Below are 24,015 nucleotides of genomic sequence, written 5' to 3'. Positions count from 1 at the left end.
CCGATGGCGGCGTCGGGGGGAGGGCGATCGGACGGTCGGATCGGCTCAGCCCCGGGTGCCGACCTCCAGCTTGACCAGCTCCTCGGCGATCTGCACGGCGTTGGTCGCGGCCCCCTTGCGGAGGTTGTCGCTGACGCACCAGAACAGCAGGGCGTTCGGGCGGTACGGGTCGCGCCGGATCCGGCCGACGAACACATCATCATGCCCCTCGGCGTCGGCGGCCAGGGGGTATCGGCCGTGCTCGGGGTCGTCGACCACGGTCACGCCGGGCGCACTCGCCCAGAGGGACCGGGCCTCGTCCGCCGACAGGGGCCGGTCGGTCTCGACGAGGATCGACTCGCTGTGCGAGTACGGCACCGGGACCCGGACGCAGGTGGGGACGACCTCGATGGCCTCGCTCCCCATGATCTTCCGGGTCTCGTCGATCATCTTCCGCTCCTCCTTGGTGTAGCCGTCGGGGAGGAAGGCGTCGATCTGGGGCAGGCAGTTGCCGGCGATCGGGTGGGAGAACTTGGAGGGGGCGGGCCAGTCCCTCCGGTGGACCAGCGCCTCGAGCTGCTCCTCCAGCTCCACCAGCCCCTTCTGCCCGGCGCCGGAGACCGATTGATACGTGCTGACGATCACCCGCCGGATCGTCGCCGCGTCGTGGATCGGCTTCAGGGCGACGACCATCTGGATGGTCGAGCAGTTGGGGTTGGCGATGATCCCCCGGTGCCTCGGGATGTCGTGGGCGTTGACCTCGGGGACGACCAGCGGGACCTCGGGGTCCATCCGGAAGGCGCTGGAATTGTCGATCACCACGGCCCCGGCGGCGGCGGCGACCGGGCTCCACTGCTTCGAGACCGAGGCCGGGGTGCTCGACAGGACGATCTCGACGCCCCGGAACGCCTCCTCGCTCACCGGCTCGACCGGGACGTCTTCCCCCCGGAACCGGACCACCCGGTCCTCGCCGGCGCCCCGCGCCGAGGCCAGGAATTTGATCGAGCCGACCGGGAAGGCGCGCTCCTCCAGCAGGCGGACCATCCGCTCTCCCACGGCCCCGGTGGCCCCGACGACGGCGACGCGCTTCACGATCCTACGCTCCTCTCTGGCGACTTCGCCCCGCCTCCGGCCCCTCGGGGGCCGTGGCGCGGCGGGATGGAACAGTTTAGCGAATCGAATGATGCGGGGCCAATCGGGGGACGGCGGATCTCCCCCCGGCGGCGCGGGGTCGGGGAGAATCCCGCTCCTCCTCTCCGCGACCCCGCGCCGCCGCGAGAGATCCGGATCCCTCCCCGGTCCGTTTGACGCCTCCCCGAAGAATGCGCCGCGAGACCGGCCGCCGGTTGGTTAGAATGAGCGATCCAACAGTGAGGAAGGCCGGGCCCGGCGGCGGGCCGATCCGGGGAGCATCGAGGAGTCGATCCGTGAACGTGCTGGTCATCGGCAGGGGGGGGCGCGAGCACGCGCTCTGCTGGAAGCTGGGGCAGTCCCCCCGGGTGAAGACGATCTACTGCGCCCCGGGCAACGCCGGGACCTCCCGGGACGCCGAGAACGTGGCGATCGACCCCAAGGACACGAGGGAACTCGTCCGGTTCGCCAAGAGCCGGGACGTCGGCCTGACGGTGGTCGGCCCCGAGGAGCCGCTGGTCAACGGGATCGTCGACGCCTTCCAGCGCGAGGGGCTGCGGGTCTTCGGGCCGAGCAAGCTCGCCGCCGAGCTGGAGGGGAGCAAGATCTTCGCCAAGGAGGTCATGCGGCAGGCGGGCATCCCCACCGCCGAGTTCCGGGTCTTCCGGGGGGCCCCCGACGCCGAGCAGTTCATCCTCTCCCGGGAGGTGGCCCTGACCCTCCGCCCCCGGGGCCGGTCCCCGGTCCGGGGGACCCAGCATTGCCGAACCGCCGCCGAGGCGATCGAGGCGATCGAGGCGATCCTGGACCCCCGGGAGGTGCTCGTCCCCGGCCAAGCCGAGGTCGAGGTCGACGAGCGGGGCAAGCGGCGCTCGTTCAAGACGATCGAGGAGGCCCGGCGCTACGTCCTCACCCGGCCGATCGGCCTGGTCATCAAGGCCGACGGGCTGGCGGCGGGCAAGGGGGTGGCGGTCTGCAAGGACCTCGGCGAGGCGCTGGAGGCGATCGACGAGATCATGGTCCGACGGCTCCACGGCCGGGCCGGCGACCGGGTGTTGATCGAGGAGCGGCTCGACGGCGTCGAGGCCAGCGTCCTGGCCCTGACCGACGGCCGGACGATCATCCCCCTGGAATCGAGCCAGGACCACAAGCGGGCCTTCGACGGCGACGAGGGCCCCAACACCGGGGGCATGGGCGCCTACTCCCCCGCCCGGGTGCTCACCCCCGAACTGATGGCGGAGGTCGAGCGCGAGATCCTGGTGCCGATCGTCCACGCCATGAAGCGTTCCCGGCGCGCCTTCCGGGGCGTCCTGTACGCGGGGATCATGCTCACGCACCAGGGGCCGAAGGTCCTGGAGTTCAACGTCCGGTTCGGCGACCCCGAGATCCAGGCGATCCTGATGCGGCTGCGGTCCGACCTGGTCGACGCCCTGGAGGCGGTGGTCGACGAGCGGCTCGACTCGGTCGCCCTGGACTGGGATCCCCGCCCCGCCGTCACCGTGGTCATGGCCTCCGAGGGCTACCCCGGGGCCTACGAGCGCGGCCGGCCGATCAACGGGCTGGATGAGGCCGGTGCGATGGAGGGGGTCAAGGTCTTCCACGCCGGCACGGCCACCCGGAACGAGCCCCAGGGGCCCCGGATCATCACCGATGGCGGCCGGGTCCTGAACGTGACGGCGATCGGCGAGGACTTCGCCGAGGCCCGGGACCGCGCCTATCGGGCCGCCTCCGCCATCCGGTTCACCGGGGGCTGGTTCCGGCACGACATCGCCGACCGTGCCCTTAAGGGGGAACCCCCGGCCGAGGACCGGAGCTGACCGGGCCCCGGGTCGGCCGCCCGACTCCCGGGACGCGAGGGCGGCCTCGACCCGGGACCCCTGCCGATCTGGCACCCCGGCCCCGGCCTGCCGAGTGGGCCCGCGGACTCCTGCCATTCTTGCAGGACCCGGCGCACCTCCGGCGATCCTGGTCCGCGGCGCGCCCAATCCATCACGGCGCAAACCGGGATTTACGCGAGGTTTGCGCCGACAATCCCGGCACGGCGGGGGGTTCCCTCCGGCCCCGGCATCCGATGTGCGTCCCGCCCTTCCATCGACGTGCGCGGAATCGAATCACGGGCTCGATGGCGGAGAGGCCTGCATGGGCGGTCTGCACTGGCAGGGGCAGTGGGATCCGTTCCGCGAGATCCGGCGGGAGGTGGGTCGGCTGCTGGGGAACATCGAGACGATCGGCGTGCGGCTGCCCCGGCCGTTCCCGGCGATCAACCTGTACGACGCGGGGGACCGTTTCGTCCTGGCCGCCGAGCTGCCGGGCGTCTCGGTCCGCGAGATCGAGCTGTCGATCGCCGGCGAGACGCTGACCCTCCGGGGGGAGCGGACGCGGCCGGAGGGCGTCTCGGAGGACCGCTACCGGAGGCAGGAGCGGGCATTCGGGCGCTGGTCGCGGTCGATCACGCTCCCGGAGCGGGTCGACGGCACCGGGGTCGTGGCCAGCTTCTCCCTCGGGATCCTGACCGTGACCCTGCCCAAGGACGCCGAGGCCCGCCCCCGGCAGATCGCCGTGTCCACGCCCTCCTGACGGGAGAGCCCGATCCGACCCCCTGAGCCGAGGCCCGAACATGTCCTCCCCGAATCGAGCGATCCCGGTGTCCGTCGGCCGGGCCGACCCGGACCCCGCCGCCGACGGCCCCGCACCCCCGGCCGGTCCGGGGAGGCCGTCGCCCCCGGCGGCGCCCCGGACCCCGCCGATCGACATCTTCGAGGAGCCCGACGGCCTGATCCTGCTGGCCGACCTGCCCGGGGTGGCCGAGGACTCGGTCGCCATCGAGCTGGAGGACAACCTGCTGACCCTCCGGGCCCGGGGGTCCCTCCCGGTGCCCGAGGGGTCCGAGCCGATGCTGGAGGAGTTCCCCCCGGGTGCCTTCCAGCGCACCTTCATCCTCAGCGACGAGGTGGACCGGTCCCGGATCTCGGCCGAGCTGAAGTCGGGCGTGCTCCGGCTGCTGATGCCCAAGGCCGAGCGGGCCCGGCCTCGTCGGATCGAGATCCGGGGGCTCGACGGCGAGAATCCGGCCCCCTGACGGCGTGTCGGCCCGGGGCAACGCCGCCGGGGATCGCCGGCTTGATCGGTGCCCGATTCGAGGGCATGATGAGGGCCCTCGCCGCCTCGCCGCGTGTGGTAGAGTCGTGGAGGACTCACCTCCCGTCCGTCGTTCGCCCGGAGCGCCTCACTCATGGAGACCGAGAAGATCCTCTGCTTCGCGTCGATGATCGTCGCGGGGCTGGTGGCCTTGCTGTTCCTGCTGGACCTGATCCTGGGGATCTTCGGACGGTATATCGCCCTGGATATCCTGTTCGTCCTGGGCGCCGCGTTCGTGATCTGGCAGGGCGTGGAGACGTACCGGGAATTGAAGTGACCGCCGGCCCCCTCCCCCCCGTCCCGATCCCCGGGAAGATCCCACCTCGACCGACGAATCACCCTCGGGCCCTCGAACCGCCCCGGTCCGGACCCGGTGGGAATCTTCGAGATGTCGAACCCGACGGCCTCGACGCGGCCGAGGAGGCGGATCCGGTGGGCCCTGGCGGCCCTCTCGGTGGTCGGCCTCGTCGCCATCCTCATCCTCTCCCGATCCCGCCCCGGCCCCCCCGCGTTCCGGCCGCCCCCCATCCCCTCCCCGAACGGCCATGACGCCCTGGTCCGGGCCTCCCGGATGATCGAGGGCCTGGGCCCCGACGGCGGCAACATTCTCGACGCCGACATCGACCCGCTCCGCGTCTGGGTTGCCGACAACCGGGAGGCGCTCGACCTCGCCGACCACGCCCTCGACCTGCCGAGCGGGGTGCCGCTGACCTACACCCAGGCCGACCTCCAGGCCTCGATGGAGGACCTCGGCCCGCTCCGGACGCTCGGCCGGCTGATGCTGGCCGACGCCCGGGTCGCCCTGGCCGAGGGCCGGGCCGGGGACGCGAGCCGGAGGTCGATCGACGCGATCCGGTTCGCCCGCAAGGCGACCCGCAACGGACTCCTCCTGCACGCCCTGACCGGCGTCGCGATCGAGGAGGGCGTGGGCCTCGAAGGGCTCCGACTCGGCCTGGAGCAACTGGACGAGGCACAGTGCCGCGAGGCGGCCCGGGACCTGCTCGAACTCGACCGGTCGAGCCCCCCGATCGAAGAGGTCCTGGCCCTGGAAGCCGGCTGGTCGGAGGCGTCGATGCCCCGGAACATCCGGTTCAGCAGGGCGCTGATCCCCGGGGTCCGGAGCCAGTTGCGGGCCCTGGCCCGACCCGCCCAGGACTCGATCCGAACGGCCCTCGATCGGGTCGCCGCCCGGCGAAGACTGCTGGCGATCGAGCTGGCGATCCGGGGCTACCGGCTCCGGGACGACGCCCTCCCCGATCGGCTGGACGACCTCGTCCCCGGGGTTCTGCCCGCCGTCCCGAGCAACCCGATCAACGGCGACCCGCCGATCTATGAGGTGCTCGACGACGTCACCTACCTGCTCCATTTCGCCGACCCGGGGGAGGGGGACGAGGCGCGGGAGGGCCAGGAGGCACGCTGAGGCGAGCGGCCGGGGCGTCAGGACCCTTCGGCGTCCTTGGTCGCCGACGCCTCGTCGAGCAGGGCCCGGACCAGACCGGGCCAGGTATGCTCGCTCGCCTCGGCGGCCACCGGCCAGCCCAGGCTCCGGGCGGCCTCGCTCGTCACGGGGCTGATGCTCGCCAGCCGGATCGAACCCGATGAGACGAGCTGCCGGGCACGATCCGGGAGCAGGCCGTGGAGCCTCGAGGCGATGGCCGAGCTGGTCAGCGTGATCCAGTCGACCTCCCCGCGCTCCAGCCGGTCGACGACTGTCTTCGGCAGGGCCTCGGCGTCGGCGTTGCGGTAGGCCGCGACCTGCTCGACCTCGGCGACCTCCCCCAGTTCCTCCCTCAGGAGGTCCCGGCCCCGGTCGGCCCTGGCCAGCAGGACCCGACGGCCGGCGACGAGGGGCCGGAGCGCCTCGGCCAGCCCTTCTGACCGGAAGGATGCCGGGATGAGGTCGGCCCTCAGCCGGGATCGGCCCAGGACCTCGGCGGTCCCGGGCCCGATCGCGGCGAGCTTCAGGTGGCCCAGCGCCCGGAGGTCCCGGCCCAGCGCCTCGATCCGGTCGAGGAAGGCGGAGACGCCGTTGCCCGAGGTGAAGACCAGCCAGTCGAAGGAGTCGAGCCGGGCGATGGCCGAGTCCATCGGCCCGGCGTCCCCGACCGGGAGGATTTGGACGGTGGGGGCCACCAGCACCTCGGCCCCGAGTCGCTCCAGGTCGGCGGCCGACCGGTCCGACTCGCCGATCGGCCGGATGAGCAGGACGACCCGGCCGAACAGGGGGAGCCGCTCGAACCAGCGGAGTCGGTCGCGACGGGCCACCACGTCCCCGACCACGAGCAGCGCCGGGGCCCCGAGGCGGTCCCCCTCGTTCTCCACCCGGTCGGGCAGGTCGGCGAGGCGACCGGAGACCGTCCGCTGGGAGGCGGTCGACCCGGAGCAGACGAGCGCGGCGGGCGTCCCCGGGGGCTTGCCCAGCCCGACCAGGGTCGAGCAGATCGACCCCAGGTGCCGGAAGCCCATGTAGAAGACCAGCGTGCCGGGGAACCGGGCGAGGGCGGGCCAGTCGAGGCGGTCGGCCGGGTCGCCCGGCTCGTTGTGGCCGGTGACGAAGGCGACGGCCGAGGTGGCCTCCCGGTGGGTGACGGGGATCCCGGCATACGAGGTGGCGCCGACCCCGGCCGTCACCCCCGGAACGATCCGGAACGGCACGCCGGCGTCGTGCAGGTACTCGGCCTCCTCCGCCCCCCGGCCGAAGACGTAGGGGTCCCCCCCCTTGAGCCGGACCACCGCCTTCCCCTCCCTCGCGAGGCGGACCAGCAGGGCGTTGATCTCGCCCTGGGGGACCGGGCACTTGCCCCGGCTCTTGCCGGCGAAGATGCGATCGGCCCCGGGCCGGGCGAGGTCCAGCAGCCGGGACTGGACGAGCTGGTCGTAGACGACCGCGTCGGCCCGGCCGAGCGCCTCGGCCCCGGCCCGGGTCAGCAGGCCGGGGTCGCCGGGCCCGGCGCCGACCAGGGTGACGAGCCCGACGGGCGGGCCTTCGGCGGATCGGCGACGGGCTTCTTCGAGGCTCATGGGAGGGCGGGGGGCGAGGGGATCGGGGGTCGGGTCGCGGCCTCTCCGACGGGGACCGGCTTCGGGGAGGGGCCCGGCCCGGGGTCGGTCCCGGGGGCCGGCCGTCGGCCGGGCTCGGGGAGGCGGAGGCAGGCGACCCCCGCGAGCAGGGAGGCGAGGGCGAAGGCGCCGAAGGCGAGGTCCGGCTGCCCGAGGCGATCCGAGGCGGCCATGATCGCGGCGACCAGGACACCCCCCAGGCCCCAGGTCACCCCCATCGTGATCGAGCTGGCCACCCTCGGCCCCTCGGGCACGAGCTGCTGGCCGTAGCTGATATACACGGGCAGCCCGAGCCCGACGACCAGCCCCAGGGCCCCCGACACCGCCACCATCCCGGCCCCGACCACGACCGGGCAGGCGGCCAGCAGCGGGGCGGCCAGCATTGGCAGGAGCCAGAGCACCCGGCGTTCCCGCCTCGTACTCACCAGGGCGGCGCAGGCGAGCCCGCCGAGGCCGATCCCGCCGAAGAAGGCGGACTGGACCAGGCCGATCCGGGAGTTGCCGACCCCCCGGGCCTCCAGCAGGAAGGCCAGGGCGATCGGCGCCCCCGCCGCGGGCAGGGTCCGCAGGATGCCGACCCCCATCAGCGTGCCGAGCCTCCCCCCGCTGGCCCGGAGCAATTCCGGCAGCGCCGCCCCCCGGGAGGGCCGGACGCCCCCCGAGGCCCCCGAGGCCGGGCGCAGCCAGGGCAGGAGCATCGCCACCAGGGCGATCCCCCAGAGGATATTCCAGGCCAGGGACGGCAGGCCGCGGTGCTCCGAGAGCCAGCCGCTGCCGAGCGGGCCGAGCGACTGGCCGAGGAAACCCCCGGTGGCGAAGAGGGACATGGCCCGGCTCCGGGAATCGGGCATCGCCTGGCCGGCGGCGGCCGCCGCCTCGGGGTGGAACGCGGCCACCCCGAGCCCCCCGAGCACCAGCAGGCCCCCCAGGGCGGGCAGCGACCCGGCCAGGCCCACGGCCCCCATGCAGGCGATCCCCACCATCGGCCCGGCCCAGAGCATCCACTCCCCCCGATGCCGGTCCCCCAGGTAGCCGAAGACGAGCTGGCTGGCCGAGGTCGTCAGGCTCCAGAGCAGGAACGCCGCCTGGATCATCCCCGGGCCGCCGCCGAGCCGATCCTGCAGGTCGGGCCAGAGCGGGTGGACCGAGGCGGCGAAGGCATCCACCACCAGGTGTGCCATCGTCAACGCCGCCAGGAACACCACCCCGCCTCCCATCGTCGCCCGGATTGCCAACGGCGCCCTCCCCCTCGGCTCGCGTCCCGACCCCGCCCGATCCAAGAAATCGACCCGCCGCCGCGGTGACACGGGGGCGGGCCGATCGGTTCGTCAATCATAGCGCCACCCCACCGGGGCGACAACAGGAGGGGGGACGGTGCCGGCGGGGGCCCCGGCCCGATCGCCGGGCACTCGCGCCCCCCGGACCGGTCGTCAGAGGTAGGGCGAGAAGAGGCGGGCGAGGCTGTCCCGCAGCTTGAGGGCGAGCGGCCGGTCGCGGACCTCGTCGAGCGTCAGTCGCAGGGCGCCCCGCATCCGGCACCCGGCCAGCTCGGAGAGCCGGGAGGCGAGGCCGGGGTCGTAGCACTCGACGTTCAGCTCGAAGTTCAGGACGAGGCTGCGGGGGTCCCAGTTGGCCGAGCCGAAGAAGGCCCAGGCGTCGTCGACGACCATCAGCTTGGTGTGATCGAAGGGGGGCTCGGTCAGCCAGACCCGGCAGCCGGCCTCCAGCAGCGGCTCCAGCAACGGGATGCCGGCCCACTTCACGAACCGGTGGTTGTTCTCCCGGGGCAGGATGATGTCCACCCGCACCCCGCGCCGGGCCGCGGAGGCCAGGGCGGCGGAGAGCGGGGAGTCGGGGATGAAGTAGGGGGTGATGATCGTGGCCGACTCCCGGGCGACCGCGAGCGCCCCGAAGAAGACGGCGGCCAGCGGGTCGGAGTCGATGTCCGGGCCGTCGACGACGATCCGGCCGATGGTCTCCCCGGCCCGGGGCTGGGGGTCGGGGACGAACCAGGGGTCGCCGTCGAGGACCTCCCCGGTGGTGAACGCCCAGTCGTCGGCGAAGGCCTGCTGGAGCGTGGTGACGAGCGGCCCCTCGACCCGGAAGTGCAGGTCGCGGCACCCCTTCCCCCCGGCCTCGCCGTCCCGGCCCGGCCCGAGGAAGTCGTCCAGGACGTTCATCCCGCCGGTGAAGCCGACCAGGCCGTCGACGACCATGACCTTGCGGTGGTTGCGGAGGTTGGCGTATCGCATCCAGCCGGGCCGGGTGGTGGGGATGAACAGCTCGACGGCCAGCTTGAGCTGCCGGAGGTGCTCGATGATCGGGGCCCCCTCGTGGACCGAGCCGAGGGCGTCGACCAGCACCCGGATCTCCACCCCCCGCTCCCGGGCCCGGGTCAGGGCGTCGGCCACGGGGGTGCCGGCCTGGTCGTGCCGGAAGATGTAGGTGAGCATGGTGACCGACCGCCGGGCCGCGTCGATCGCCTCGACCATCTTCGGGTAGGCCTCGTCGCCGCCGTCGAGCGGCTCGACCCGGTTCCCCCCCAGCAGGCGGCGCCCCGTCTCCTCGCCGCCGAGCCGCCCCAGGGTGGCCAGGTAGGCCCGCTCCGGCCCGAGGGTCCGGAGCAGGCGCTCGGAGCCCTCCTCGTCCGGGTCGAGCTTGTTCACCGGGGGCCGGTCGCGCCTCAGGGCCCGGGCCTTCCGCTCGATCCGGTTGATCCCGAGCAGCACGTAGACCACCGTCCCCACGAACGGGGACAGCCAGATCAGCCCGATCCAGCCGATCGCCGCCCGGGTGTCCTTCTTGTGGAGCAGGACGTGCAAGGTGGCCGAGACGCTCACGGCGAGGCTCAGGAGCCACAGCAGGACGTGTTCCCACTGGAACGAGATCGGGAACGCTGGCATGGCGGCCCTCTTCGGTCGGTGCGGCGTCGCAGACCTACTACCCTACGGCCTCGATCGCCCCGAGTCACCTCGGGACGGCCGGACGACCCGTCGGCCGGCGGTCGATCCCCGTCCGGGGCCCGTGCCTCCCCTGCATTCCCCGGGCCGGGCGCTGGGCACGGCCGTCGGGCGGGGGTAGACTTCGGGGCATCGGACGGTCGGCCGCTCGGGTCGATCGGCGAGCGAGGGGCAGGCGGCCCGAGGGCCGGGAGCGACGTCGTGCGCGTGCTGATGACGGGCGGTTACGGCTGCATCGGGTCCTGGGTGGCGACGCAGCTGATCGAGGGCGAGCACGAGGTGTCGATCCTCGACCTGAAGCGGGACACCCACCGGCTGGAGCTGCTGCTCGGGCCCGATCAGATCGACCGGGTCCGGTTCATCCCGGGGGACGTGACCGACCCGGGCGCGGTACTCCGGGCCGCCGAGGAGGCCGGGGCGACCCACCTCCTGCACCTGGCGGCGCTGCAGGTCCCGCTCTGCCGGGCCGACCCGATCAAGGGGGCGATGGTCAACGTCGTCGGCACCCTCGCCGCCTTCGAGGCGGCCCGGGCGCTGAAGGGGCAGGTCGACCGCGTCGTGCTGGCCAGCTCCGCCGCGGTGCACGGCCCCGGGGAGCCGGGGGGCGAGGCGCTGGGGGACGAGGTCCGCCTGGCCCCGATGACCCATTATGGCGCCTTCAAGGTCTGCAACGAGCTGAACGCCCAGGTCTACTGGCTCGACCACGGGGTGAGCAGCGTCTCGCTCCGGCCCTGGACCGTCTACGGCGTCGGGCGGGACTTCGGCATGACGAGCGAGCCGACCAAGGCGATCAAGGCCGTCGCCGCCGGCCGGGACTACGCGATCAGCTACGGCGGCCTCCAGGACTTGCAGTACGTCGGCGACGTGGCCGCCGCCTTCGTCCGGGCCCTGGAGGCCCCCTTCGAGGGGGCCGACGCCTTCAACGTCCGGGGCGACGTGGTGCCGATCGAGGCGTTCGTCTCCGCCTTCGAGGCCGTCGTGCCCGATGCGAAGGGGCGCGTCTCCCACGGCTCGAACCAGCTCCCGATCGCCCCGAGCCTGGACGACTCCCGGCTCCAGGCCCGGCTCGGCCCCCTGCCCCGGACCACCCTGGAGCAGGGCATCGGCGAGACCTACCGGCGTTTCGCCTCGCTCCGGGAGCAGGGCAGGCTCGACCTGTCGGACCTCTGATCGGGGGCCCTCGCGGTTTGGCCCCGGCGTCCGAGCCGGGGTAGAATGGGGCGCTCGCCAGGACTGCCCCGCCCGGAGGAACTGCGATGATGAACGATTCCAGGGGGGACGCCCCGGAGACCACGAGACGGGAAGCGCTCCGACGGGCCATCGTCGGCGGGGCGGCGGCCGGGTTCGGCGTCTGGGCCGGCCCCCGATTCGACCGGGTCGCCCGGGGGGACGAGCCGGCCGTCGACGATCGGGCCCTGATCATCCGGAACCTCGTCCCGCTCGACGCCGAGACCCCGCCGACGAGCCTGGGGGGCTGGATCACCCCGAATGACTTGTTCTTCGTCCGCAGCCATTTCGGGGCGCCGGCGGCCGTCTCGGATCGGTGGACGGTGTCGATCGGGGGGCTGGTCGACCGGCCGATCGCGCTGTCACTGGCCGACCTCGACGCCATGGAACAGGTCACCCTGCCGGCGGTCCTCCAGTGCGCGGGCAACGGCCGGGGCCTCTTCCGGCCGAACATCCCGGGGATCGGCTGGGCCAGGGGTGCGGTCGGCAACGCGGAGTGGGGCGGGGTCCGGCTGGTCGACGTGCTGGAGGAGGCCGGCTTGCAGGAGGGCGTGCGGCATCTCCACCTCCTCGGGGCCGACCTGCCGCCGCACCCGAAGACGCCCGCGTTCCTGAGGAGCCTGCCCAGGGAGAAGGCGATCGACCCGACCACCCTGCTCGCCACCCGGATGAACGGAGAGCCCCTGCCCGGCCTGCACGGGGGGCCGATCCGGCTGGTCGTCCCCTGCTGGACGGCGAATCACTCGGTGAAGTGGCTCCGGGAGATCACCGCGAGCGAGGAGGAGGCGCCCGGCTTCTACCAGCAGACCGGCTACCGGATCCCCCGGGAGCAGGCGCCCCCGGGCTCCCTGATCGAGGATCAGGACGCCGAGCTCATCCCGGTGACGGCGATGAACGTGAAGTCACTCATCACCGCCCCGGGAGACGGCCTCCGGCTGGGAGCCGGTCCCGTCGAGGTCTCCGGAGTGGCCTGGACCGGGCCGGGGCGGGTGGAGTCGGTGGAGGTGTCGATCGACGGCGGCCCCTGGCGGCCCGCCGCGCTCGGGGGGCCGGACGTCGAGGGCTCGTGGCGGACCTGGTCGATGTCCTGGGACGCCCCCGCCGGCTCGCACACCATCCGATCCCGGGCTACCGACTCCCAGGGCCAGACGCAGCCCGATCAGAGCCCCTGGAACAAGAGCGGCTACCTCTGGAACGCGATCGAGCAGGTCGACGTCGAGGTCTCCTGAGCCGGGGACTGAGTCCCTCACCCCTCCGCCCGAGGATCGGACCGAGAAGAGACGATGATGCAGCCCCGAATCGCCTTGCCCGTGTTCGGCCTCGCCCTGGCGGCCCTGGCCCTGGCGTCGTCCCCGGCCCCGGGGGGTGCGGGGGTCCGGGACCAGGCCGACGACGAGCGGGTCTTCGCCCTGGAGCTGGGCCGCCGGTCGTTCGAGAATAACTGCCTGATGTGCCACTCGGCCGGGATGGTCGAGTCCCTCCGGCTGACGCCCGAGCAGTGGGCCGCCGAGGTCGACAAGATGATCGGCTGGGGGGCGCCGGTCCCCCCGGAGGAAAAAGACGGGCTGGTCGGCTACCTCGTCTCCTCCTTCCCGACCGACGGCGAGGCCCCGCCCCCCCCGATGCTGGCCCTGGACGCCGCCCGGCTCCCGACCCTCCCGGAGCCCGAGGCCGACGCCCTCCCCGAGGGCGACCCCGATCGGGGCGCCTCGCTGATCGCCGAGCACTGCGCCACCTGCCACGGGCCCGACGCCCGGGGGGGAGAGCTGGGGCAGAACCTCATCGCCCGGCCAGTCCTGCAGCGGCCCGCCGAGTACGCCGAGATCCTGCACGACGGCCGTCGTCGGATGCCCGGCTTCCGATTCGTCCTCTCCGACCAGCAGATGGCCGACACCCTGGCCTGGCTCGGGTCGCAGTCCGACTGATCCCGGATCGACCCGGGCGCGGAGGGGACCGGTCGGCCGGGGCGGACGCCCCGGCCGCGTCTCGGTTCAGCGTCCGGGCCCTGCGGGGGCCGCGGCGGGGGCCGGGGCGAGGGTCGATCCGGGAGTGGTCGTCGGGACGGCGGGGAAGAAATCCTCGGGCATCGGCTTGATGTCGAGCTTGGCCGAGGCCCGGGCCTGGTCGAGAAGCTGCTCCTGGATCTCGTCGCCGTAGGTGCTCAGGACGGCCTCCCGGATCTGCTCGAAGGTGACCTCCTGGCCCTCCCGGCGGTCGGTGACCTTGATCAGGTGGTAGCCGTAGTCGGTCTCGACCGGGTCGGAGACCTCCCCGACCTCGAGTGCGAAGGCGGCGTCGGCGAACGCGTCGATGACCTGGCCTCGCTTGCCGAAGTAGCCGATATTCCCGCCGTCGGGGGCTTCCTGGTTGCTGGGATCCTCGGAGTACTGGTCGGCGGCGACGGCGAAGTCCAGCTCCCCCGCGTCGATCTTCTTCTTAAGCTCAGCGAGCTTCTGCCGGGCCTCCTCCTTTTGCCCCTCGGAGGCGTCGGGCTCGACCCGGGCGAGGATGTGGCTGGCCTTCACGGCGGTGCCCGTGAACAGGTCCTTGTTCTGCTCGAAGTAGGAGCGGAGCGTGGCCTCGTCGGCGCGGGACTGGAGGTACTTCGACCAGCGGAGGCCGGTCATCATCCGCTCCTTCAGCTCCATCTCCGTCAGCCCCATCTCGGCGAGCAGGCTGTTGAGCGTCCCCTGGCCGGACTGCTGGAGCTGCTCGGAGAGCTTGGCGACCTCGGCGTCCAGCTCCGGGCCGGTCACGGCGACGTTCTGCTGCTGGAGGAAGGAGGCCAGCAGTTCCTGATTGACCAGCGCATTGACGGCCTGCTCGTACACCTCCCCCTGGCGGTCGGGCTGGATGGCGTACTGGCCGAGGAAGTCGAGCACCTCGGACTTGGTGATCGTCCCCCCCTCGAAGGTGGCGACGACGGGGTCGTTGGCCGGGGGGGCGGCCGGGGCCGGGGACCGGGGCGGCGAGGGCGGGGCCTGGCCGATCGCGAGGGGGGCCGGGGCCAGGCCCAGGGCGAGGCCCAGCGCCAGGGCGGCCGGCGCCGGGGAGCGTCGGGCGAGGTCGGACATGGGGACAGCCTCCGTGGCGGGGGATCCGATCCGATTCGATCGGGAAGCGGGGCCTCGGGGCGGGTCGATCGCCCCCGGAGGCTCGTCGAGTCGGCGGCATTATACGGCCTGGGGCGTCCCCTGTTGAGCCGATCCCCGATCGGGAACCCTTCACCCCTCGCCGCCCCCGGGGCCCCCTCGAGGTCACGACCGGGTGAGTCGCCGCCAGGGGCGGAGCGGCCGGGCCCGCCGGTGCCGGAGGCATGGCCGGTCGGCGGCGAGGTCCGGCAGGATCAGCCCGACGGCCAGCGCCGCGGCCCCGATCAGGGCCGTCCGGAGGACCCGGGGGCGGGTCGGCTCGGCCTCCGGGTCGGTCCTCGGCACGGGGGGGAGGGCCGGCGACCTCGGCTCGATCGGGCCCAGGGGCGGGATCGCCGCGATCGAGGCCAGCTCCTCGGCGACCTCCGCCGGCGCGTCGGGCCCGAGCCCGGGAGCCGAGGCCACCGGCCCGCCCCAGGCGAGCCTGAGCCCGGCCACGAGCAGGGGGAGGCTCCCGCCGCCGACCCCGGCCAGGCGGATCGGGGGCGTGGCCGTCGGGGAGGCCATGGCGATCCCCGAGGCCTCCCGCCCGGCGCCGCTCGCCGGCACCCCGCGTCGGGGAGTCCCCGAGGGCCCCCCCCCCTCGGTCCCCTCGGGGTCGGCCGGCAAGACCGGCTCGACGGCCAGCAGGATGGGGTCGGCGAAGTCGTCGAACCGGGTCACCCGGGCGGGAGATCCGGAGTCGCCCCGCACGTCCGGGCCGGCGGCCAGCAGCCCGCCCGCCGAGGCCGCCGCCTGGGTCGGCAGCGGTCGGGGGACGCCCCGTCCCAGGCCGATCGCGCCCGGGGCGACGACCTCGAGGAACGAGGACCCCGAGCCTCCCCCCGAGGCGTCGGGCGGCCCGAACCCGATCGAGGGACCGGCGACGGCCCCCGGGAGCCCCTGGCCCAGGGACGCCCCGGGGTCGGCACCCTCGGCGAACCCGCCCGGGGAATCCCCGCCCGTCGAGGGGGGCCCGGTCGAGATCGGGCTCGAGGTGGGGAACACGAACGGGCTGGCTCCCATGCCGCCGCCCCGGCGGATCTCCAGCGCGTAGCCGGCCCCCCCCGCGCCACTGCCCTCGCCCCAGGCCGCCTCGATCCCGAAGTAGATCACGGTCGGGTCGGGCCTGACGAGGGCGAGCATCTGGAGCTCGAGGCCGTCGAACGAGGGATCCAGCGTCCAGGAGTCGATGACGTTCCCCCCGGCGTCGAGCAGCCAGACCCGGACCGGCCCCCCCCACGCCTCGTCCTCCAGGCGGAGGTAGGAGACGTCGAAGGATCGCGTGCCGGGGCCGATCTCCAGGCCGAAGAAGTCGATCCCCTCGCCGGGGGCGACGTGACCCTCGAGCCGGAGCTCACGGAGCCTGGGGAACATCACGGCCGAGTCGATGCCCGCCCGGGGCCCTCCCGGCTCGAGGAGGAGCGGGGCCGCCGGGGGACGCTCCAGTTCCGGGAGCCGCCACGCGGCGACCCGCCAGGGGAAGGCCGTCGAGATCCGCCAAGGCGTCGGCCGCTCCGTCGCGTCCTGGGCCAGCCCCGAGCTCGCACCCGACTCGGCGAACGGCCCGCCCCCTTCCGGCTGCGGATGCAGGGCGACCTCCGTCGCCGGGGGGGGGAACCCCAGGCCAGGCCCGACGGGGGTCGTCGCCAGCAGGGCCCGGCCCTCCAGCGATTCGAGGCGGGGGAGGCGTCGACGGGCGTGGGATAGTCTCGGCGCTCGGCAGGCGACACTCATGACGGTCGAGTCCCTCGATCCCTGGGCCTCTCCAGACCGATCGTCGGCGTGGCGGCAGTCCGATCCCCGAGGAGTCCGGCCGACCGGGGGCGACATCCCATCACCCCCGGCGGCCCCGAGACCGACTGCTCCCCATGTAATCGCAACCGCGGTCAGTCCGACGACACGGACGGCCCTCCCATTTCCCGATCCCGATCCCGGACCAGGGGTTCGGCCCTGGCCTCCGATCCTCCCCGGTCGACCCGGGCCCGGGTCGACCGTGTCCCGAATCGGACGCCCTCCCACCTTGAGGGACGACGCGAGCGGCCCCCCGATTCGATCCGCCCGAGGACGGCGGGGCCTCGTCCCCCCCCGCCAAGCCGGATGGGGCTCGACGGCCGGGCAAGGGGCGGTGCGCCGGTCGGTGCGCCTGATGAGGGGGGGAGCCATCGTCTGGAATCATTTGGCATGAAACGAGTTGCGCAACCTCAATTGGGTTCGCTCCGCGAATCCGGCCCCGCCCCCCCGTCCGGCCGGGCCCGGCCGAGCCCTCCGAGAGCTCCCGAGGAGTCGAGGGGCCGACCGGCCCGACCCCCGGCCCCGGAGCCCGGGCCTCATGAGGTACGCCCACTGTCTGATCGCCCGAGGGGCCCGGTCGTTGCGCGTCGGTCCCGGGAAATCCCCGGAATCCGACGCCAAGGCCGATCCGATCGCCCCGCGGCCCGACGCCAGCTCGGGAGGCGCAGGCCCCGGGCAACCCGGCCGGACTCCGGGCCGGTGGCCGGGCGAATCCCGGGCCGGTGCGCCAATCGACGCCCCTCCTCATTCGCAGAAACCCGTTTCGAATTCATGAGTTCCGCCAACCCAATTGGGTTCGCTCCGCGAACGCCCTCCGGATCCGACCTGCGCCCCCCGTCCCGGCCGAGACGACGATCCCCGGGGCATCGGGATCGGGGACGGCCCCCCTCCGATATCATCGAGAGAATCGGCAACCTTAGTCACACGAGCCGCCCGAACACCCACACAATCACCCACGCACCACTTCCCGACGAGTCGTCCGCCGGCTCGACGAGATCGGCGGGCGGGAATAGAATGCTGACGCGACCCGACCCGACCCGACCGGGATCGGTGCGAGGCGAGCCGACGGGGAGGGGGCCGCGCCCCGGATTGGGAATCGGATGCCCCGAGACGACGCCTCCGGACGCCCCCGATCGGCCCGAGCGAACCCGGCGACGGGGGGAGTCGGGGCGGCGCCCGCGATCCGATCGGCCCCGGTGCGGGCCTGGTTCGCCCGGGCCTTCCCCGGCGGTCCGACCCCGGCCCAGGCGCTGGCCTGGCCGGCGATCGACTCGGGGGAGAACGTCCTGCTCGTCTCCCCGACCGGCACGGGGAAGACGCTGGCGGCGTTCCTCGCCCTCATCGACCAGCTCTACCGGGAGCACGAGTCCGGGGGGCTCGCACCCGGCCTGCGGTGCGTCTACGTCTCGCCGCTGAGGAGCCTCGGCTACGACATCGAGCGGAACCTGCTGGAGCCGCTCGAGGCCATCCGGCACGAACTGGGGCTGGCGACCAGCCCGGTGACGATCGGGGTCCGCACGGGGGACACCTCGGGCCACTTCCGCCGCAAGCTCCGGGAGAACCCGCCGCACCTGCTGATCACGACGCCCGAAAGCCTGTCGTTACTCCTGAGCCAGAAGACCTGGGGCAGGATCTGGCGGCCGGTGGGGCACCTGATCGTCGACGAGGTCCATGCGCTCGTGCCGTCGAAGCGGGGTGCGGACCTGGCCGTCTCGCTCGAGCGGCTGGCGGCGCAGGCCGAGCGCGACCCGGGCCGGGTGGGGCTCTCGGCGACCTGCAAGCCGCCCGGGCCCGTCGCCCGGTTCCTGGTCGGTCCGACCCGGGAGTGCCGGGTCATCGAGGCCCCCCGGCCGGACGGCAAGGCGGGGCCGGTCATCGAGGTCGAGTCGCTCCTGGAGCCCGACGAGGGCCCGCACCGGGGCCTGACGTATCGGCGACTGCTCCGGAGGCTCCGCGAGGAGGCGGCGGGGAACCGGACCACCGTCGTCTTCGCCAACACCCGGGCCTTCACCGAGCGGATCACGCACGACCTGAAGGGGGACCTGGGCGAGGACGCCGTGGCGGCGCACCACTCGGCGCTCGACGCCGACCGGCGGCGGGCCGTCGAGGCGGCCTTGAAGGCGGGGGAACTGCGGGCGGTCGTCACCAGCACGAGCCTGGAACTGGGGGTCGACATCGGCACGGCCGACCTGGCGGTGCTGGTCGGCCTGCCGGGCAGCGCCTCCAGGTGCCTGCAGCGGGTGGGGAGGGCCGGGCACCGGGTCGGGGCCCGGACGAGGGGCCTGATGCTCGCCGCCACCGCCGCCGAGCTGGCGGGAGCGGCCGTGACGGCGAAGGCGGCGCGGGAGGGGAGGGTCGAACCCTTGCGGATGACCTCCGCGCCGCTAGACGTGCTCTGCCAGCAGTTGATCGGCATGGCCTGCGTCGGCGAGTGTTCGGGCGACGAGGCGATCGACCTCGTCCGTAAGGCGGGGCCGATGGAGCACCTGACCCGGCCCGACTTCGACGCCTGCCTCAACTTCCTGGCGGGGGAACTGCCCTCACCCCCCGGCGCCTGGGAGCCGGAGCCGGGGGCGACCCCGCAATGGACCTCGCCCCGGTTCTGGAAGAAGGGGGGGCTGTTCGGGGTCAAGAACACCCGGATCATCCGCTGGTTCCGGTCCAACGTGGGGACGATCACGTCGGAGGAATCCGTCAGGGTCCTCGTGGAGGACGAGTCGATCGGCACCCTGGAGGGGAACTACGCCGAACGCCTCCAGCGGGGGGACCGCTTCGTGCTCGACGGCCGGGCCCTGGAGTTCGACCGGCTCGACAACCTGGTGGTCCATGCCCGGTTCTCGGGGGGGGAGCCCGACCTCCCCCGCTGGACGAGCGACCGCCAGGGGCTCTCCTCGGAACTCGCCTCGGATCTCGCCGCCTTCCGCTACCGGGCCGCGACGCTGCTCGACGAGGGGCCCTCGGCGCTCCGGGCCTGGCTGGTCGACGAGTACGGGCTGGAGCCCCAGGCGATCGGCGTGCTCGAAGCCCTGTTCTCGGCCCAGGAGCGGTTGAGCGAGGTGCCCAGGCCGGGGTCGGTGCTGGTCGAGGAGTCGCCCCTTGAGGACGGGCTCAGCTACACCTTCCACGCCCCGCTCGGCCGGTCGGCCTGCGAGGCGGCCGGGCGGGCGGTCTCGGCCCGTTTGGGCCGGCGATTCGGCCGGGACCTGGGGCTGGTCGTCGCCGACCTCGGCTGGCAGATCCGGCTCCCGATCGAGGCGCAACTGGACGCCGAGGACATCCCCCCCCTGCTCTCCCCCGACGGGTTCGAGGAGGACGTGCTCGCCGGGGTCGACCGCGGCAACCTGCCCGCGAGGCGGTTCCGCCACGTCGCGGCGACGGCGTTGATGGTCCTGCGACGCCCCGAGGGGGGCCGCACCCGGGTCGGCGGCCTGCTCTGGGTCAGCCGGAGGCTCTACCCGCTGGTCAAGGCCGCCTGCCCCGGCCATCCCCTGCTGAAGGAGACGAGGCGGGAGGTGCTCGACGACCTGCTCGACGCCCCGAAGGCGCTGGAGTGGCTCCGCTCCCGGCCGGTCGTCCGCTTCCGGGTCCTCGACGGCCCCTCCCCCTTCACCGCCGCCTGGATCGACGCGGCGGGCCCGGAGCCGATGCGGTTCGAATCGCCCGAGGAGGCGCTGCGGCGGTTCCACGAGCGGCTGTTCTCGGGGGATGGCACCTGATGCCAGAGATCCCGGGAGCCTGACGATTGGAGGGCGGGGCGGTCGCCGTCGTGTCGACCCCGGTCGGGAGGCCCCAGGGCCTGAGGGCTCGCTACGCGAGACCCCAGCCACACCGCCGGGAGGCCGTTTGGAGTATACGCTACATGGCACCGCCGCCGTTGACCGGCCCCGACAGCCCCGGACGGGGTTGTGGCCGGGGCGTGTGGGTCGAGACGGTGAATCTTCAGAGGGGCATCAGGTTGACGGTATCGACCGATCGCGACTCCCATTTGCCATCGGACTGCAACTCCTCGACGATGACGCGCACCGCGCCCCCATCCTCCGCGGGTGGGCAGGGCACCTTGACCGCCACGACTTCGTTGACGTGCTCGCCCGCGCCGACGCGGAACGGCTCGAACGGGAATTCGAAGTCGAACTCCCATTGGTCGCCTTCCTCGACAGGGACCCGGACGGCCTGGACGATCAGTCGGTAGACCTCCCCGCCTGGCCCGTAGCGGTCGGGCAGCTTGACCTGATACTGCACGGCCAGCTCGATGTTGCCGGCGCGGTCGGGCATGAAGGCGCGACGCCCATAGTCGCCCTCGACTCCATTGCCGACCCGGACCTTCATACCGCCCGATCGCGGGTCATCATCGAAGGGCGTCATGGACTGGTAGGGGCCGCTGTGCTGAACGGAGCCCGACTCGGGCCCCCCCAGGAGGACGACGGCAAGGAGGAGCAGGGTACGCATCTTCGGGTCCCTCGGGCAACGCCCTGGTGATGGGTGATGGGGAACACCAACCGATACCGTACCGGGTAGTCACGCCGGCGACGAGCGAATTTGGGGATGGGGATCAGTCGTCGAGGCCATCCGGTCCAATCACGGACTTAGCCTCCGCCAGGTAGCGTCTACTCCAACCGCCAGGTGTTGAGCCGATCCAGGGCCAGCCTGCCTCTCGAAGGACGAAGGGCGGCGTTTGCGAGAACCTATTTGTCACCTTATTGCGGGATGGCAAGGGGCGTGTCGAACGATATGGGGGCGAGTGGGGCCACGTCTTGTCGGCGGGGGACCGCCCCCCCAACGATCCCAACGGTCGCTCGAACAGTCGCTCAAGCGGGCGAGCCGGTGTCAGAGTCTGTCGGCGGAGACGACCTCGCCCCCCTTGCGGGTGGAGAGGGCCCTCCAGGTTTCCAGGGCGACGGTGTCCTTGAGGTAGCGGACGGAGCCGTCGCCGAGCAGGGCGTTGACGCCGCCGGGGTGGTTGCTGCTAGCGTCGGACCAGCCGACGGAGTGGCGGTTGCAGCTGGGCTCGGGGCGGTTGGGGGGGTAGAAGTGGGCGTAGGTGCCGGCGTTGCCGTCGCCGTCGGCCCAGTTGCTCCGCTTGACGGGGTGGAGGTTCACGGCGGCGAGGCAGTCGGCCTCGGTCAGCGTGTCGACGTGGCGGATGTAGCGGCGAGGGTCGTCGCTCATCTCCGAGGCGGGGATGTTGTAGGGGCCGCCGGGGCCGAGCAGGCTCTCGGACAGGACGACGGTGTTGCTGGTGCCATCCCTCAGGTCGGCGATGCTGGTCGAGGAGTTGACGTAGAAGGTGCCGTCGAGGCGCTCATAGCCGTTGGCCGGGACCTCGACGCCCGTCCCGACGGTCGCCACGTAGTTCGCCCCGAAGACGGGCGGGGCGGGTTGTTCGATGCCGTCGCTCGGGCAGTGGAAGAGGCCGACCTTGGTCGAGAGGGCCGTCAGGTTCTCGGCGAAGACGGCGTAGTCCTGGGCCGGGCCGCCGATGATCGGGAAGCTGAAGTTCAGCGCATTGTGGACGGCCGATTGCTCTAGGAAGGGGGTCAACAGCGCCAGGGCCCCCCACTTGGCGTGGCCGCCGGGCACGGTGGGGTCGCCCGGCCAGGGAGACGCGTAGATGGTGTAGCCGATCGGGAAGCAGCCGAGCGTGTCGTGGTAGTTGTGCAGCGCGATGCCGAGCTGCTTCAGGTTGTTGGTGCACTGGGCCCGGCGGGCCGCCTCCCGGGCGGCCTGGACGGCGGGCAGCAGCAGGGCGATCAGCACACCGATGATCGCGATCACCACCAGCAACTCGATCAGGGTGAAGCCGCGTCGAGCGTGGGTCATGGGTGGGGCTCCCGGCGGGGTGGTCAGGGCAGGACTTCGAGGGCGACAGTCGCGGTGAAGGACTCGACGTCGAACTGCTCGCGGTCCTCGACGGCGGCGGGGAGGATTTTCTGGGCCCGGATGATCCAGGTGCCGGGGCGGTCGACCCGGATCGAGGCGATCCCCTCGTTGTCGGTCGGGATGGCGAAGCACCAGGCCTGGTCGGGCTTGAAGCCGATGAACCGGGCGAAGACGTCCTGGCGGGCGGCGGGCTCGCCCTGGAAGAGGACCTGCACCCGGAGGTCGGCGCCGGCGGTCCAGGCCTCGGGGCCGTCGAGCGGGACGATCTCGAAGTCGTGGCCGAGGACCTTCGTGGCCGGCTCCCCCGCGGAAGGCGAAGCCTGTTCGTGAGAGTGCCCGTGGCCGAGGTCGTGGCCGGAGATGAGCATCGCCTTGGCGAACTGGTGGCTCCGAGCGGAGTAGTCGATCGTCCCGTCCTGGACCTGGGCCCGGGCCTCGGCCTTCGAGGCGCCCAGGTGGCGGTGCTGGCCGTGCTCGTCGACGACGACCGTGTAGAGGGAGGGGTGCCGGGTCACCTCGGCGGTGTAGAGCCCCTCCTCCTCGACGGTGACCTCGTTGGCGTGCAGGGAGTAGCCCTCGGTCGCCAGGTAGCTGACCGAGCCGGAGGGGGTGTGCAGGCGGTAGTCCTTGATCGCCTCGGCGTCGACCGGCATGTCGACGGGCAGGATGTGCCCCCAGGAGAGGTAGACGGTGTCCCGGGTGCCCGGCTCGGTGACGAGCCGGCCGGCCAGGACCTTGATCTCGTGCGCCGTCGCCCGGCCGACCGCCCCCGACAGCGTCGCCGCCGCGACGATCGCCCCGATGCCCCTGATCGCTCGTCCCCGAGTCATGATGTCGATGCTCCTGGTGAGAATGGCCGGGCGGCGTAGGAAGTAGCACAAAAAGGTAATACCGGCGCATGGCCGAGGGGGCAAATGAATTCCCCGGGAATCGGGGGGAGGGGTCGGGATTGCTTGCCAAGGGGGGGGAGGCTGGTTAGGCTTTGGCGCAAGGGGACCGCTCGGGCGGGCCGGAGGCGGAGGGCAGCGACCATGGCGACTGACGGTCCGGGCGCAAGGCCCGACGACGGCGAGGAATTGCGCCAGTTCCTGGGCCGCATCCGGGCCGGCGACGAGGTGGCCGCCCGGGAGCTGCTGGGCCGGTACGAGGCCGAGGTCCGGCTGGTGGTCCGGCGGCAGTTGCCGAGGCTCCTGCGGTCGCGGTTCGACTCGCTGGACTTCCTCCAGAGCGTCTGGGGCAGCTTCTTCCGGCGGATGAGGGGGGGGGACGGCCCCTCGGATTTCGAGGATTCCCGGCACCTTGTCGCCTTCCTGGCCCGGGCCGCGAAGAACAAGGTGATCGACGAGTATCGCCGGGCCGGGAGCCAGAAGCAGGACATGCACCGGGAGGAGCCGCTCTGGGTCGACGGCCAGCGGCCCCGGGACGTCGCCGGCAACGAGGACACCCCGAGCGAGGTGGCCCAGGCGCATGAGGTCCTGGCCCGGTTGACGGAGCTGATGCCCGACGACCGCCGGGCGATCGTCGAGCTGAAGGCCCAGGGCCTGTCCAGCCGGGATGTCGGCGAGAAGCTCGGGATCAGCGAGCGGACCGTGCAGCGGGTCATCGAGGACCTCCGCCGTCGACTCGAGCCCCTCGGCCCGGGGTTCGGCTCCTCGGACGAGGCGGACCCCGACGGGGGATCGGCGGACGGGACCCTCCCCGGAACGTGACGGCCGGAT

At 73.0% G+C, this 24,015-nt stretch carries 19 protein-coding genes; 10 read left to right on the top strand and 9 right to left on the bottom strand.

From position 1 onward, the window contains the following. Positions 1-45 precede the first annotated feature (45 nt). A complete protein-coding gene (locus tag ElP_RS03980; RefSeq protein WP_145267401.1) occupies positions 46-1,071 on the bottom strand; it encodes an aspartate-semialdehyde dehydrogenase in 1,026 nt (341 codons plus the stop codon). Between the two features lie 335 nt (positions 1,072-1,406). Between ElP_RS03980 and purD the strand changes: the two genes are divergently transcribed. From purD to ElP_RS03955, 5 genes are all read left to right on the top strand, one after another. After that, entirely contained in the window at positions 1,407-2,927 is a 1,521-nt protein-coding gene (purD, locus tag ElP_RS03975; RefSeq protein ID WP_145267400.1) for a phosphoribosylamine--glycine ligase, read from the top strand. A 322-nt stretch (positions 2,928-3,249) separates the two neighbouring features. Next, complete coding sequence (locus ElP_RS03970) at positions 3,250-3,687, top strand: Hsp20/alpha crystallin family protein (protein WP_145267399.1); 438 nt, start codon at positions 3,250-3,252, stop codon at positions 3,685-3,687. A 40-nt stretch (positions 3,688-3,727) separates the two neighbouring features. Further along, on the top strand, positions 3,728-4,189 hold the full coding sequence (locus ElP_RS03965; protein WP_145267398.1) for an Hsp20/alpha crystallin family protein: 462 nt from the start codon (positions 3,728-3,730) through the stop codon (positions 4,187-4,189). Between the two features lie 153 nt (positions 4,190-4,342). After that, entirely contained in the window at positions 4,343-4,525 is a 183-nt protein-coding gene (locus tag ElP_RS03960) for a hypothetical protein (protein WP_145267397.1), read from the top strand. A gap of 111 nt (positions 4,526-4,636) precedes the next feature. Beyond that, the gene (locus ElP_RS03955) at positions 4,637-5,668 is read left to right on the top strand and encodes a hypothetical protein (RefSeq protein ID WP_145267396.1); all 1,032 of its coding nucleotides are present in this window, start codon (positions 4,637-4,639) and stop codon (positions 5,666-5,668) included. Between the two features lie 17 nt (positions 5,669-5,685). On the opposite strand, the gene cobA is transcribed toward ElP_RS03955, so the two are convergent. The 3 genes from cobA to cls all read right to left on the bottom strand — a co-directional run bounded on the left by cobA (position 5,686) and on the right by cls (position 10,211). After that, positions 5,686-7,269 carry a uroporphyrinogen-III C-methyltransferase gene (gene cobA / locus ElP_RS03950; protein ID WP_145267395.1) on the bottom strand — a complete coding sequence of 528 codons (1,584 nt, stop codon included), beginning with the start codon at positions 7,267-7,269 and terminating at the stop codon, positions 5,686-5,688. Next, positions 7,266-8,543, bottom strand: a complete 1,278-nt coding sequence (locus ElP_RS03945; RefSeq protein ID WP_145267394.1) for an MFS transporter — start codon at positions 8,541-8,543, stop codon at positions 7,266-7,268. Before ElP_RS03945 ends, cobA begins: the two co-directional genes overlap by 4 nt. Positions 8,544-8,738: 195 nt before the next feature. Beyond that, positions 8,739-10,211 carry a cardiolipin synthase gene (gene cls / locus ElP_RS03940; RefSeq protein ID WP_145267393.1) on the bottom strand — a complete coding sequence of 491 codons (1,473 nt, stop codon included), beginning with the start codon at positions 10,209-10,211 and terminating at the stop codon, positions 8,739-8,741. Between the two features lie 258 nt (positions 10,212-10,469). Between cls and ElP_RS03935 the strand changes: the two genes are divergently transcribed. From ElP_RS03935 to ElP_RS03925, 3 genes are all read left to right on the top strand, one after another. Then, complete coding sequence (locus ElP_RS03935; protein ID WP_231749469.1) at positions 10,470-11,438, top strand: NAD-dependent epimerase/dehydratase family protein; 969 nt, start codon at positions 10,470-10,472, stop codon at positions 11,436-11,438. A gap of 86 nt (positions 11,439-11,524) precedes the next feature. Further along, entirely contained in the window at positions 11,525-12,724 is a 1,200-nt protein-coding gene (locus tag ElP_RS03930; protein ID WP_231749468.1) for a sulfite oxidase, read from the top strand. 54 nt (positions 12,725-12,778) lie between these two features. Next, entirely contained in the window at positions 12,779-13,420 is a 642-nt protein-coding gene (locus ElP_RS03925; RefSeq protein WP_145267392.1) for a c-type cytochrome, read from the top strand. Positions 13,421-13,486: 66 nt separating this feature from the next. Here the strand turns inward: ElP_RS03925 and ElP_RS03920 are convergent, their stop codons facing one another. Beyond that, a complete protein-coding gene (locus ElP_RS03920) occupies positions 13,487-14,569 on the bottom strand; it encodes a foldase protein PrsA (RefSeq protein ID WP_145267391.1) in 1,083 nt (360 codons plus the stop codon). Between the two features lie 183 nt (positions 14,570-14,752). Further along, complete coding sequence (locus tag ElP_RS03915) at positions 14,753-16,363, bottom strand: hypothetical protein (RefSeq protein ID WP_145267390.1); 1,611 nt, start codon at positions 16,361-16,363, stop codon at positions 14,753-14,755. 1,157 nt (positions 16,364-17,520) lie between these two features. On the opposite strand from ElP_RS03915, the gene ElP_RS03910 reads away from it, so the two are divergent. After that, positions 17,521-20,136 (top strand): DEAD/DEAH box helicase, encoded by a 2,616-nt coding sequence (locus ElP_RS03910; RefSeq protein WP_145267389.1) that lies wholly within the window; start codon positions 17,521-17,523, stop codon positions 20,134-20,136. A gap of 223 nt (positions 20,137-20,359) precedes the next feature. Here ElP_RS03910 and ElP_RS03905 read toward each other — a convergent pair whose 3' ends face one another. The 3 genes from ElP_RS03905 to ElP_RS03895 all read right to left on the bottom strand — a co-directional run bounded on the left by ElP_RS03905 (position 20,360) and on the right by ElP_RS03895 (position 23,127). Beyond that, a complete protein-coding gene (locus tag ElP_RS03905; protein ID WP_145267388.1) occupies positions 20,360-20,866 on the bottom strand; it encodes a hypothetical protein in 507 nt (168 codons plus the stop codon). Between the two features lie 378 nt (positions 20,867-21,244). Then, positions 21,245-22,237 carry a DUF1559 domain-containing protein gene (locus ElP_RS03900; RefSeq protein ID WP_145267387.1) on the bottom strand — a complete coding sequence of 331 codons (993 nt, stop codon included), beginning with the start codon at positions 22,235-22,237 and terminating at the stop codon, positions 21,245-21,247. A 23-nt stretch (positions 22,238-22,260) separates the two neighbouring features. Next, complete coding sequence (locus ElP_RS03895) at positions 22,261-23,127, bottom strand: DUF4198 domain-containing protein (protein ID WP_145267386.1); 867 nt, start codon at positions 23,125-23,127, stop codon at positions 22,261-22,263. Positions 23,128-23,328: 201 nt separating this feature from the next. On the opposite strand from ElP_RS03895, the gene ElP_RS03890 reads away from it, so the two are divergent. Then, entirely contained in the window at positions 23,329-24,006 is a 678-nt protein-coding gene (locus tag ElP_RS03890) for an RNA polymerase sigma factor (RefSeq protein WP_145267385.1), read from the top strand. Positions 24,007-24,015: the final 9 nt, after the last annotated feature.

The organism is Tautonia plasticadhaerens (assembly GCF_007752535.1).
GTDB classification, from domain to species: domain Bacteria; phylum Planctomycetota; class Planctomycetia; order Isosphaerales; family Isosphaeraceae; genus Tautonia; species Tautonia plasticadhaerens.
This window is presented reverse-complemented; position numbering and strand designations above follow the sequence as displayed.